Source organism: Kitasatospora paranensis (genome assembly GCF_039544005.1).
Lineage (GTDB): Bacteria > Actinomycetota > Actinomycetes > Streptomycetales > Streptomycetaceae > Kitasatospora > Kitasatospora paranensis.
Map to the genome: position 1 here is coordinate 990,620 of NZ_BAABKV010000001.1, position 13,306 is coordinate 1,003,925.

The 13,306-nt window shown below is 76.3% G+C and carries 5 protein-coding genes and 2 pseudogenes; all 7 read left to right on the top strand.

All coding sequences use genetic code 11. The features are described 5' to 3' along the window. Positions 1-65: 65 nt before the first annotated feature. Positions 66-2,465, top strand: a complete 2,400-nt coding sequence (locus ABEB13_RS05085; RefSeq protein WP_345704471.1) for a lantibiotic dehydratase — start codon at positions 66-68, stop codon at positions 2,463-2,465. Continuing rightward, positions 2,465-3,964 (top strand): amino acid adenylation domain-containing protein, encoded by a 1,500-nt coding sequence (locus ABEB13_RS05090; protein WP_345704472.1) that lies wholly within the window; start codon positions 2,465-2,467, stop codon positions 3,962-3,964. The genes ABEB13_RS05085 and ABEB13_RS05090 overlap by 1 nt, the downstream gene beginning before the upstream one ends. A gap of 40 nt (positions 3,965-4,004) precedes the next feature. After that, on the top strand, positions 4,005-5,039 hold the full coding sequence (locus ABEB13_RS05095) for a threonine ammonia-lyase (RefSeq protein WP_345704473.1): 1,035 nt from the start codon (positions 4,005-4,007) through the stop codon (positions 5,037-5,039). Continuing rightward, positions 4,942-5,202, top strand: a complete 261-nt coding sequence (locus ABEB13_RS05100; RefSeq protein WP_345704474.1) for an acyl carrier protein — start codon at positions 4,942-4,944, stop codon at positions 5,200-5,202. The genes ABEB13_RS05095 and ABEB13_RS05100 overlap by 98 nt, the downstream gene beginning before the upstream one ends. A gap of 48 nt (positions 5,203-5,250) precedes the next feature. Continuing rightward, positions 5,251-7,488 carry a lantibiotic dehydratase gene (locus ABEB13_RS05105; RefSeq protein WP_345704475.1) on the top strand — a complete coding sequence of 746 codons (2,238 nt, stop codon included), beginning with the start codon at positions 5,251-5,253 and terminating at the stop codon, positions 7,486-7,488. A 254-nt stretch (positions 7,489-7,742) separates the two neighbouring features. Continuing rightward, a pseudogene (locus tag ABEB13_RS05110) lies at positions 7,743-12,166 on the top strand (amino acid adenylation domain-containing protein); the annotation flags it as partial. Between the two features lie 290 nt (positions 12,167-12,456). Beyond that, positions 12,457-13,247, top strand: a pseudogene (locus ABEB13_RS40285) (AMP-binding protein); the annotation flags it as partial. Positions 13,248-13,306 lie beyond the last annotated feature (59 nt).

The following is a 13,306-nucleotide window of genomic DNA, read 5'->3' on the forward strand; positions in this document are numbered from 1 at the left end:
GCGGCGCGCGCGGCGTCCGTCGCTGCCGGTTCTTCTCTGGTGGGGGTGCCGCCGCGGACGGCAGTGTGCTGAACGGCCGGACAGGGCCGATCGCCTCACCCGAGCCCCGCCGAACCCCGTGGAAGGAGTTCCGCCATGTCGGACATCCCCGAGAACGTGCATCTGCCCGCCGGGGGTGGCGGCTGTGGGAGCACTTCGCACTGCGCGGCCCCGGTTTCCCCGCCGAAGGGGTCCTGCGCCTGGCCCCGCCCGGACTCGCCCTGGAGGCCGACAAGTTCGGCCCGCAGGAGGCCCTGGCCGGCCCCGAGTGGGACGCCTTCCGGGACACCTTCGCCACCGCGGCCGTCCACAGCGCCGAGCTGCTCCAGGAGATCGCCGCCATGCCGCGCTTCCGGGCGGCGGTGGCCTGGCAGAACCCGGCGGTGCTGCGCACCGGGATCAAGCCGTTCCTGGACTGGACGCCCACCGCGGCCGGACGCACCAGCATGCCGCGCCAGCGCGAGGAGTTGGTCGCCCACTACTGGCAGCGGTTCTGCGTCAAGAACGACACCATCGGCTTCTTCGGCCCCGTCGGCTGGGGCCGCTGGGACCTCGCGACGCGCGGCGTCACGGTCGACCCCGGCACCGGGTTCCTCGCCGACTCGCAGGTGTACTTCGCCAGTTGGGCGATCGACGCGCTGGCAAAGGCACTCGCCGAGGATCCCGCCCTGATGGCCTGGATCCCGCCCTCCCGGGTCTCCTTCGTCCGGGTCGCGGACGGCGCCGTACGGCTGCCGGGCCGCCCGCCGCAGGAGATCTCCGACGCCGACCGCGCCGTCCTGGAGCTCTGCGACGGCACCCGCACGGTCGCCGCGATCGCCGCGTCGCTCGGCACCGACCCGGCCGACACCGCCGACGCCGTCCGCCGGCTCGCCACCAGGCGCTGGGCGCACTGGCGGCTCGACGTGCCGGCCGGCACCCACCCGGAGCGCGCCCTGCGCGCCGTCCTCGACCGGATCGCCGATCCCGCGGTGCGCGAACCCGCCCTGGCCAAGCTCGCGGTACTGGAGCGCGGACGCGACGCCGTCCGCGACGCGGCGCTGGACGCCGACGCGCTGACCACCGCCCTCGGCGCGCTGGAGGCGGACTTCGCCCGGCTGACCGCGACCGACGCCCAGCGCGCCAAGGGCGAGCGCACCGCCCCCTGCCGCGGCCTGGTCTACTCCGACGCCCGCCGCGCGGCCACCGCCACCGTGGGCACCGCCGTCCTGGACGAACTCGCCCCGCTGGAACTGTGCCTGACCGCGGCCCGGTGGATGACCAACCGCTTCGCCGAAGCGGTCGGCGCCCGCATCCGCGCCGTCCACCAGCGGCTGAGCGCGGCCGGCGGGCCGGTCGACCTCGGCTCGCTGTGGCTGGAGTGCCTGCCCTCCCCGCACCCGGAGGCGGCCGGCGACATGGCCGCCGTCCAGGCCGAGCTGCGGACCCGGTGGGCGCGCATCCTGCAGGTGCCCGAGGGCGCCCGCCGGGTGCGGCGCACGGCCGCCGAACTCGCCGACCTCGTCCGGGAGGAGTTCGCCGAGCCCGGTGCCGGCTGGTCGCTGGCCCGCTACGTCAGCCCGGACGTGCTCGTCCTCGCCGAGGACCGGCAGGCCGTGGAACGCGGCGAGTTCGAGCTGGTGCTCGGTGAGATGCACTGCGCGCTCAACACCATGGGCGCCTCACTCTTCGTCCACCAGCACCCCGACCGGGCCGCGCTGGTGGCCGAGACCACCCGCGACTTCCCCGGCCCGCGGCTGCTGCCGATGCTGGCCAAGGAGCTCCCGCTCAAGTGGTCCGCCCGCAGCCGCCCCTCGCTGGACCGGCCCGAGGACTACTACGTCGCACTGGTCGACCAGACCGGCGACCCGCACCGGCCGCGCACCGTACTGAGCGCCGACGTCACGGTGGAGGACCGCGCCGGCCGACTGGTCGCCGTGCTCCCCGACGGCACCGAGTTCGGCCTGCTGGACGCCTACGCCAACACCCTCACCCAGCGGGTGATGGACCGCTTCACGCTGCGCCCCGAGGGCGAGCACACGCCCCGGATCACCATCGACAAGGTGGTCGTGGCCCGCGAGACCTGGGTCTTCCCGGTCGCCGAGGCGGCGTTCGCCGAGGAGAAGGGCGAGGCCGAGCGCTTCGTCCGGGCCCGCCACTGGCAGCGCGTCCACGATCTGCCGCGCTTCGTCTTCGTCGTCTCCCCGGCCGAACCCCGTCCGTTCTACGTGGACTTCGAGAGCCCGCTCTACGTCACCATCCTCGCCAAGGCGATCCGCCGGCTGGCCCGCAAGGACCCGGACGCCCGGCTCACCGTCAGCGAGATGCTGCCCACTCCCGAGCAGGCCTGGCTGACCGACGACGAGGGCCGCACCTACACCTCCGAACTGCGCTTCGTCGCCGTCGACCGGTCGGTGACCGAGCCCGCCGGGAACGGGGCACCGTGATGCGCACCTTCGTCGACGACATCGCCGGGCACGCCGCCCGGCACCCCGGCCGGGTGGCGCTCAGCACCCCCGACGGCGACCTCCGGTACGCCGAACTCGCCGCCCGCGTCGAGACGCTGGCCGGCGCCCTGCACGCCCGCGGCGCCCGGCCCGAGACGGTCTGCGCAGTGGCCCTGGACCGCGGCGCCGACGCGGTCGCGGCGGTGGCCGCCGTGGTGCGCACGGGCGCGGCCTTCCTCACCCTGGACGTGGACCAGCCGCCGGCCCGGCTGGCGGCACTCGTCCGCAGCGGCGGCGCCGACCTGCTGCTCACCACGTCCGCCCTCGCCGCCCGGCTCGAACTGCCCGTCCCCGGACCGCCGGTGCTCGTCGACCGGCCGGCACCGGACGCGGCCGCCGCACCGCCCGCCGGGCCCGATCCGGACACCCTCGCGTACGTCAGCCACACCTCCGGCTCGACCGGCGAACCCAGCGCCGTCCTGGTCGAGCACCGCGGCCTGGACTCCTACCTGCGCTTCACCGCCCGCGAGTTCGGCCTCGGCCCGGAGACCGTGGCACTCCAGGTCGCACCGCTCGGCTACGACGCGTCGATCCGGGACACCTTCGCCCCGCTGCTGGCGGGCGGGCGAGTGGTCGTCCTGCCCCGCGCGGACGTGCTGCGCCCCGGCCCGTTCGGCGCCGCGGTGCGCAGCCACGGCGTGAACACCCTGCTGAGCACCACCCCCTCCTTCCTCTCCTTCCTGGCCGGACAGCCGGACGCGGCCGGGCTGCTGGCGGGTGTCCGGCTGGTGCTCTCCAGCGGCGAGTCGCTGCGGCCCTTCCTGACCGCCGGCGGACGGTCCCTGATCGCGGGCGAGCTGGTCAACCAGTACGGCCCCACGGAGTGCACGATGACCTCCACCCGGTACCGGGTGCCGGCCGTCCCGGACACCGGCGCCGACCTCGTCGGCACGCCGATCGACGGGGTCGTCGTCCGGCTGCTCGACGACGCCCTCGCGCCGGTCGCCGAGGGCGCCGTCGGCGAGGTGTGCATCGGCGGGAACGGGGTGGCCCGCGGCTACCGCGGACGGCCCGGCCGCACCGCCGAACTCTTCGTCCCCGACCCGCTCGGCCCGCCCGGCAGCCGGCTCTACCGCACCGGCGACCTGGCCGCGGCCGGGCCCGACGGGCTCCGCTACCTGGGCCGCACCGACCGCCAGGTCAAGATCCGCGGCCACCGGGCCGACCCCGCCGAGGTGGAGGGCGTCCTGCTGGCCCACCCGCAGGTGGCCGGCGCGGTGGTCGCGGCCGAGAGCGACGACCAGGGCCGTGTGTTCCTGGTCGCGCACGTCGCCGGTGCGCTCGCCGGCACCACCGACGCGGCGCTCCGCACCCACCTCGGCAGCGCCCTGCCGCCGCACCTGATGCCCCGCCGGTTCGTCCGGCACACGCACCTGCCCACCACGCGCAGCGGCAAGACCGACCGCCGGGCGCTGTCCGGAAGCGGCGGCGCACGGTGAGCGGGCGGGCACGGCCGCGCCCCTGGAAGGAGATCCGGGCATGACCACCGCCGTCACCCAACTGGGCCCCTCCGACGTGCACTCGGCCGCCGGGCGGATCGCCGGACACGTCCGGCGCACCCCGGTGCTCCCGCTGCTGCCCGGTGTGCTGATCAAGGCCGAGAACCGCCAGCACAGCGGCTCGTTCAAGCTGCGCGGTGCCGCCAACGCCGTTCTCGCGCTCGGCGCCGACCGGATCGTCACCGGTTCCTCCGGCAACCACGGCATCGCGCTGGCGCGGCTGGCCGGCACCCTCGGGTTCCGGCTGACGGTCGTCCTCGCGGCCGGCGCCAACCCGGCCAAGGCGGCGCTCATCCAGGCGCTCGGCGCACGCACCCTGACGGTGCCGGGCGGCGTGGCCGAACGCGAGGTCAGGGCGCGCGACCTGGCGCAGGAGACGGGCGCCGCGTTCGTCCCGTCCTCCGACCACCCGCTGATCGTGGCGGGCCAGGGCACGGTCGGCAGCGAGATCCTCGCCGACGTGCCAGACATCGACACCGTCTACGTCCCCACCGGGGGCGGCGGACTGCTCGCCGGGGTCTGCCTCGCGGCGTACGGCAGGCCCGTCCGGGTGGTGGGCGTCGAACCCGCCGCCACGCCCCGCTACGCCCGCTCGCTGGCCGCCGGCCGGCCGCTGCGGCTGCCGCCGAGCGCAACCGTCGCCGACGGGCTCCGCGGCCAGCAGCCGGGCCTCGTGCCCTACCCGATCATCCGCGACCGGGTCGACGACCTCGTCGCGGTCGCCGACTCCGAGATCCTCGCCGCCACCGCTCTGCTGGGCCGGTGCGGGGTCGAGGCCGAGCCCAGCGGAGCCGTCGCCCTGGCCGGGGCGCTGCGCGCCGGCCGTCGCGGCGACCGCGCCGTTGCCGTCGTCTCCGGCGGCAACACCACCGCGGCCCTGCGGGCCGCGACCGTCCGTTCCCCCTCAAGGAGCTCGCATGACCACCGTCGACACCACCGTCCTGACCGCCACGACCGAGGACCTGCTGGTCACCGTCTTCCGGGAGTCCCTCGGCGCGCCCGGCCTCGACCGTGACAGCGACTTCTACGAGGCCGGCGGCGACTCGCTCACCGCGTTCCAGATCACCAGCCGGCTGCAGGAGGCGCTCGGGGTGGAGGTGCCGGTCGCCCTGGTGTTCGCCTACCCGACCCCGGCCGACCTCGCCGCCGTCGTCGACGCCGACTTCGCCCAGGCGTGAGGGGCCGGCCGTGAGCGACATGTATCTGCCCGGCGGGCGCTGGCGGCTGTGGGAGCAGTTCGCGCTGCGCGGGCCGGGTTCCCGGCCGACGGCGTGCTGCGGCTGGCACCGGCCGGACTCGCCGAGGCCGCCGACAAGTTCGGGCCACGGGAGCAGCTCGCGGGCGAGCGGTGGGACGGCTTCGCCGCCGGGTTCGCCGAGGCCGCCGTGGAGACCTCGCGCGCCCTCCAGGACATCGCCCGCACGCCCGCCTTCCGGGAGGCGGTGGCGTGGCAGAACCGGCCGGTGCTCGACTCGGGCATCAGGCCGTTCCTCGACTGGACGCCCACCGCGGCCGGACGCACCAGCATGCCGCGCCAGCGCGAGGAGTTGGTCGCCCACTACTGGCAGCGGTTCTGCGTCAAGAACGACACCATCGGCTTCTTCGGCCCCGTCGGCTGGGGCCGCTGGGACCCCGGTACCGAAGGCCTGGCCGTCGATCCGGGCCGCGGGCTGGTCGCCGGAACCGAGGTGTACTTCGCCAGTTGGGCGATCGACGCGCTGGCCGCCACGATCGGCGCCGACCCGGCGCTCCGGCCGTGGGTGGCGCCCCGGCGGGTGCCGTTCGTCCGGCTGGACGGCGACCGGGTCGTGGTCCCGGGCCGGCCGCCGCAGCCCGTCGACCCGCAGGCCGCGGCCGTGCTGGCGCTCTGCGACGGCACCCGGCCGGCCCGCGCGATCGCCACCGCGCTGCCGGACACCGACGTGCCCGCCGTCCTGGCCGACCTGGTGGCCCGCCGGTGGGTGGTCCACCGGCTGGAGGTCCCGGCCGGCGCACGGCCCGAACGCGCCCTGCGGGCCTGGCTGGAGGGGGTGGGCGACCCGGCTCCCCGGCAGCGCGGGCTGGCCGCCCTGGACGTCCTGGAACTCGCCCGGGCCCGGGTGCGGGCCGCCGAGGGCGCGGACGCCGTGGTGGCCGCCCTCACCGCGCTGGAGGGGGTGTTCGTCGCCCTCACCGAGACCGCCGCGGTGCGGGAGAAGGCGGCCGGCACGGCACCCTGCCGGTCGGTCGTGTACGCCGACTGCCGCCGGTCCGCGACCGCCCGGCTCGGCCCGGCCGTCCGGGACGCACTGGCCCCGCTGGCGCCCCTGCTGGCCAGTGCCGGATGGCTGACGGCGCGGCTCGCCGCCGAGGTCATGTCCCGGGCCCGCGAGGTGTACGCCGGGCTCGCCGCCCGGGGGCCGGTGGACCTGGCCGCGTTCTGGTTCGCCTGCATGCCCGTCCTGCACGGCGACGCCCGGGTGGCGGCGGCGCGGCTCCAGGACGAGTTCCAGGCGCACTGGGCGGCGATCGTGGCCGCGCCGCCGGGTGCCCGGCGGGTGCGGCTGACGCTCGACGACGTGGCCGGCCCCGTCCGCGAACGCTTCGGGGAGAGCGGCGGCGGCTGGACGGCGGCGCACTACCTCAGCCCGGACGTGATGGTGGCCGCGGACTCCCCGGAGGCCGCCGCCCGCGGCGACGTCGACCTGGTGCTCGGCGAACTCCACCTGGCGGCCAACACCCTGGGCGCCTCGCTCTTCGTCCACCAGCACCCCGACCCGGGCGAACTCCTCGCCCTCACCGACCGCGACCACCCCGGCCCCCGGCTCATGCCGCTGCTGCCCAAGGAGCACCGCTCCCGGCTCTCCACGCGGGTGCGGCACGCGCTCGTCCGGCCGGTGGACCACCAGGTCGCGCTGGTCGACTTCACGGCCGAACCGGGCCGGGAGCACACGGCGATGAGTGCGGACGTGGCGGTGACCGAACGCGACGGCGAGCTCGTCGTGGTGCTGCCGGACGGCGCCGAGTTCCCTGCCGTGGACGTGTTCGCGCACGTCCTCACCACCCTGGCGATGGACCTGTTCAAGATCCTTCCGGAGGCCGACCGCGCACCGCGGGTCACCGTGGACCGGCTCGTGGTGGCCCGGGAGACCTGGCGGCTGCCCGCCGCCGGACCCGCCTTCGCGACCGAGAAGGACGAGGGCCGCCGGTTCGTCCGGGCCCGGCACTGGCGGGAGGAACACGGGCTGCCCCGCTTCGTGTTCGTGGTCTCGCCCACCGAGTCCCGGCCCTTCTACGTCGACTTCGACAGCCCGGTCTACGTCACCGTCCTCGCCAAGGCGATGCGCCGGCTGGCCCGCAAGGACCCGGACGGGCGGATCACCGTCACGGAGATGCTGCCCACGCCGGAACAGACCTGGCTGACCGACGACCAGGGCGGAACCTATACCTCCGAACTGCGGCTGGTCGCGGTCGACGAGGCGTAGCGCCCGGCCTCCCGTCCCTCCCGCACGTGCGGCGAACGCGGCGGGCCCGCCCGGACACCCGGGCCGGCCCGCCGCGCCCGCATGCCCCGACTCGCCCGCGTGCCCCGCCGCACCCACGTGCCCCGCTGGGCCCGCATGCCCCGACGCGAAGAAACTCCCGCACCCGGGGCTGCGCGCGGGGCTGCGTCTTCTTCCCTGGTGACGGGTCTCCCCGGACGGCAGTCTGCTGGAAAACACCGGCATGGAGGCCCACAGTGACAGCAGGAGCAGCCCCCGACGGGGCGAGGCAAGGCGACGACACCCGCACGGCATCCTTCGCTCAGCGGCGGCTGTGGTTCCTCGACCAGCTCGCCCGCGACTCCTCCGGCTCCCTGCTGCCGCTGGCGCTGCGTCTGCGCGGCCCGCTCGACGTGCCGGCGCTGGAGCGCTCGCTGAAGGGCGTGGTGGACCGCCACGAGGTGCTCCGGACCCGCTTCACCGCGGTCGACGGCGAGCCGGTGCCGCGGGTGGACCCGCCCGGCAGCGCTGTCCTGGAGCGGATGGAGGCGGGCAGCGCCGAGGAGGTGTTCGCCACCGAGCTGGCCCGGCCGATGGATCTGGCCACCCGGCACCCGCTGCGGATGACGCTGGCCCGGCTGGCCCCGGACGAGCACCTGCTGCTGGTGGTCGTCCACCACATCGCCGTCGACGGCTGGTCCTGGGACATCCTGCTCCGCGAACTGACCGCCGGCTACCGGGGGAGAGCGTCGAGCCGCCCGCGCTGCAGTACGCCGACTTCGCCCGCGCCCAGCACACCCGCCTCGCCGGCCCGCGGATGGACCGACTGCTCGGGTACTGGCGGGAGCGCCTGGCCGGGGTCGCCCCGCTCGAACTGCCCACCGACCGGCCCCGGCCGCGGTTCTGGGACGGCACCGGTGACGTCGTCCGGTTCACGCTGCCGCCCGACCTGGTGGCCGGTGTCGACCGGGTGGCCCGTGCGCACCGGGCGACCAGGTACATGCTGCTGCTCGCCGTCTACCAAGCCCTGCTGGCCCGTTGCTCGGACCGCACCGACATCGCGGTGTGCACCACGATGGCCGACCGCGGCAGCCCCGGCACGGCGGGCCTGATCGGTCCGTTCGTCAACACCGTGGTGCTGCGCACCGACCTGTCCGGCGGGCCGGCCTTCGGCGACCTGCTGGACAAGGTCCGGGCGGGCGCGCTGAAGGACCTGTCGCACGCCGACGCCCCGTTCGACCGGGTGGTGGGCGCGGTCGGCGGCGAGCGCGACCTGTCCCGCCACCCGCTGGCCCAGGCCTCGTTCACCCTGCTGAACGCCGCCCACGAGCCCGTCCGGCTGCCCGGCCTGGACGTGGAGCTGGTGCCGCCGCCGCTCACCGGCACCGCGATGGACTTCTTCCTCGACCTCAACCTCTGCCCGGACGGCAGCATCGCCGCCCGCCTCCAGTACGCGACCGCCCTGTTCGACCCGGAGACCGCGCAGGCCTTCGGCGCCGGGTACGTCGCGCTGCTGCGGGCCTGCCTGGACGAGCCGCGGACGCCGGTGCGCGAGCTCGCCGGGCGGCTGGCCGGCCTGCCCGGCGCCGGCGGCGCCCGCCCGGCCGAGGAGTGGACCACCGCGCCCGAGCCCGCGGCGGCCGACCTGCCGCCGGTCGCGGTGGCCGACGCCCCGGACGCGGTCGCGCTGGTCTGCGCGGACCGGACCGTCACCTATGCCGAACTCGACGGCCTGACCGGCGGGTTGGCCGCCTCGCTGGTGGCGGCCGGCGTCCGCCCGGGCAGCCCGGTCGGTGTCCTGCTCCGGCGCGGGATCTGGCCGGTGGCGGCCATGGCCGCGATCTGGCGGGCGGGCGGCGCGTACGTCCCGCTCGATCCCGATCTGCCGGTGCAGCGGCTGGAGTTCATGCTGCGGGAGGCCGGGGTCGAGACCGTGGTGGCCGACCGGATGACGGCCGGGCTCGCGGCCGGGCTCGGCGTGCGGACCGTGCATGTCGACACCGTGCGGCCGGACGCGGACGGGCCCCGGCACCGACCCGACCCGCAGGACCTCGCGCACGTCATCTTCACCTCCGGCTCGACCGGCCGGCCCAAGGCGGTCGGCGTCGAGCACCACGCGCTGGCCTCCCATGTCGCCGCCGCCCGCGACCGGTTCGGCATCACCGCCGAGGACGCGGTGCTGGCGTTCGCCTCGTTCTCCTTCGACGCGTCGCTCGACCAGCTGCTGCCGGCGCTCACCTGCGGCGCCCGGGTCATCGTCCGTCCGGACGAGCCGTGGCTGCCCACCCAGGTGCCCGAGGTGGTCGAACGGCACGGCGTCACCGTCGTCAACGTGCCGCCCACCTACTGGACGGAGCTGGCGTTCTCGCTCGACCGCCGGGCCGCGGCGGCCCTCTCCTCACTGCGGCTGCTGATCCTGGGCGGCGAGTCCGTGCCGGTCGGCGCCCTGGAGGCGTGGCGGGCCGCGGTGCCCGGGGCCCGGGTGGTCAACGCCTACGGCCCGACCGAGACCACCGTCACCTCCACCACCTACGAGGTGGGCGGACCGGTGGCCGGGCCGGTGCCGATCGGGCGTCCGCTGGGCGGCCGCCGGGTCCACGTGGTGGACGGGCACGACGAGCCCGTCCCGGTCGGCGTGCCGGGCGAGCTGCTGATCGGCGGCCCCGAGGTGGCCCGCGGCTATCTCGGGCGGCCCGCGCTGACCGCGGAGCGGTTCGTCCCCGACCCGTTCGGGCCGCCGGGCGCCCGGCTCTACCGCACCGGCGACGTCGTGCGGTGGCTGCCCACCGGGGATCTGGAGTTCCTCGGCCGGCGCGACGACCAGGTCAAGATCCGCGGCTTCCGGATCGAACTGGGCGAGGTGGAGGCCGTGCTGCGGGACTTCCCGGGCGTGGTCGCCGCGGCCGTCCGGCCGGACCCGGCCACCGGACGGAGCCTGGCCGGGTACGTGGTCGCCCCGTCCTTCGACCCCGCCGCGCTGCGCGCCTGGTGCGCCGAACGGCTGCCGCAGTACGCCGTCCCCTCGGACTTCACGGCCCTGGACGCGCTGCCGGTCACCAGCTCCGGCAAGCTGGACCGGGCCGCCCTGCCCGATCCCCGCCCCGACCGGGCCGCGGGCGGCGCCGCGTACGTCGAGCCGCGCACCGACGACGAGCGCGTCATCGCCTCGGTCTGGGCCGACGTGCTGGGGGTCGACCGGGTCGGCATCGACGACGGCTTCTTCGACCTGGGCGGGCACTCGCTGCTCGCCACCATGGCGGTGTCCCGGGTCGCCGAGCGGCTGGGCCGCGACGTCGAGCTGCGCACGCTGTTCGAGAACCCGCGGATCCGCGAGTTCGGCCCGCTGGTGGCGGCGGCCCGGCCGGCCGCCGGCGCAGCGGTCGTCCCGGTCGACCGGTCCGGGCCGCTGCCGCTCTCCTTCGCCCAGGAGCGGCTGTGGTTCCTGGACCGCACCTCCGACGTCGGCGACGAGTACGTGCTGTGGTTCTCCTGGCGGATCGCCGGCGGGCTCGACCGGGCCGCCTGGCAGGGCGCCCTGGACGACATGGCCCGCCGCCACGAGGTGCTGCGGACGGCGCTGGTCGAGGTCGACGGCCGGCCCGCGCAGCAGGTGTGCGACCCGATGGCCGTCCCGCTGGAGTGGCAGCCGGCCCCGGCGGGTGCCGACGAGGCGGCCCGGCTGGACGCCGTCCGCCGGCAGGCCGCGGCGCTGGCCACCCGGCGGTTCGACCTGGAGTACCCGCCGATGCTGCGCGCCGGGGTGTGGGAGCTGGGGCCGGCCGACCACGTCGCGGTGGTGGTCTTCCACCACGTGGCCACCGACGGCTGGTCCAAGGACGTGTTCGTCGCCGAGCTGGCGGAGTTCTACCGGGCCCGGCTGGCCGGGCGGCGGGCCGCACTGCCGCCGGTGCCGGTGCAGTACGGCGACTTCGCGGTGTGGCAGCGCGAGCGGGCCGAGGGCGGCGAGCTGGAGCGCCAGCTGGACTACTGGGCCGAGGCACTGGCCGGGGTGCCGGTGCTGGAGCTGCCCGCCGACCGGCCGCGCCCCGCGGCCTGGACGGGGCGCGGCGGCGCGGTGGAGGTGGCCCTCCCGGCCGCGCTCGGCGACCGGCTGGACGTCTTCGCCAGGGAGCACGGCGCCACCCGGTTCATGGTGCTGCTGGCCGCAGTGCAGACCGTGCTGGCCCGCTGGTCGGGGCAGCAGGACGTGGCGGTCGGCACCCCGGTGGCCGGCCGCGGCCGGGTGGAGCTGGAGCGGCTGGTCGGCTTCTTCGTCAACACCGTGGTGCTGCGGGCGGACCTGTCCGGCGGGCCGACCTTCGCCGAGCTGCTGGGGCGGGTCCGCGGGACGGTGCTGAGCGCCTTCGACCACCAGGAGGTGCCGTTCGAACGGGTCGTGGAGCGGCTGCGGCCCGAGCGGGACCTGTCGCGCAATCCGCTGTTCCAGGTGATGGTCGACGTGCAGGAGAGCGCGGCGGGCGGGCCCCGGATCGAGGGTCTCGACGTGGTGGACTTCACGCTGCCCTGGGGCTCGGCGAAGTTCGACCTGACGGCGGCGTTCCTGCTGTACCCGGACCGCTTCGCGCTCAACGTCGAGTACGCCGCCGACCTGTTCGACGCCGCGACCGCACTGCGGTTCGCCGAGCACGTGGGCCGGGTACTGGCGGCCGTCCTGGCCGACCCGGACACCGCCGTGGACCGGGTGGACCTGATGTCACCCGCGGAGCGCGCGGAACTGGTCGCGACGGCGGGCGCGGCGGCGGGCGCGGAGCCGGCCGTCGGGCTGCCGGAGCCGTTCACGGTGGCGGACGCGGGCGACGCAGTGGCGCTGGTCTGCGCGGGCCGGAGCGTGAGCTACGACGAACTGCACGCCCTCACCGGCGGGTTGGCGGCCGAGCTGGCCGCCTCCGGGGTGCGTCCGGGGACGCCGTGGGCGTCTGCGTGCACCGCGGGATCTGGTCGGTGGCGGCGATGGCGGCGATCTGGCGGGCGGGCGGGGTGTACGTGCCGGTGGACCCGCAGCTGCCGGTCGAGCGGCTGCGCTTCATGGTGGCGGAGGCCGGGGTGCGCCGGGTGGTCGCCGACGCCTCGACCGTCGGCGTGCTCGGGCCGCTGGGCGTGCCGCTCACCCCGGTGGAGCGGGTGCGGCCGGCGCAGGACGGACCACGGCACTCCCCCGACCCGTCGGACCTGGCGTACACCATCTTCACCTCGGGCTCGACCGGCCGGCCCAAGGCCGTGGGTGTCGAGCACCACGCCCTGGCCGCCCATGTGGCCGCCGCCCGCGAGCTGTTCGCGATCACCGCCGCGGACCGGGTGCTCACCTTCGCCTCGTTCTCCTTCGACGCCTCGCTGGAGCAGATCCTGCCGGCGCTCGGCGCCGGGGCCCGGTGGTGATCCGTCCCGACGAGATCTGGTCGGTGGAGGAACTCGCCGCGCAGGTCCGCACCGAGGGCGTCACCGTCATGGAGCTCACCCCCTCGTACTGGGAGGAGGTGGTGGCCCGGCTGGACGGCGTGGCAGGGGAGCTGGCTGGCCTGCGGCTGCTGGTCACCGGCGGCGAGGTGCTGCCCGCGGGGCCGCTGGAGCGGTGGTTCGGCCACCTGCCCGGCGTGCCGGTGGTCAACACCTACGGCCCGACCGAGTCGGTCATCTCCGCCACCGCGCACCGGCTCACCGATCCGGTGGAGGGCCGGGTGCCGATCGGCCGCCCGCTCGGCTCCCGTCGGGCGTACGTGGCGGACGGCCACGGGGCGCTCGTCCCGGTCGGCATTCCCGGCGAACTCCTGGTCGGCGGGCCGGAGCTGGCCCGCGGCTACCT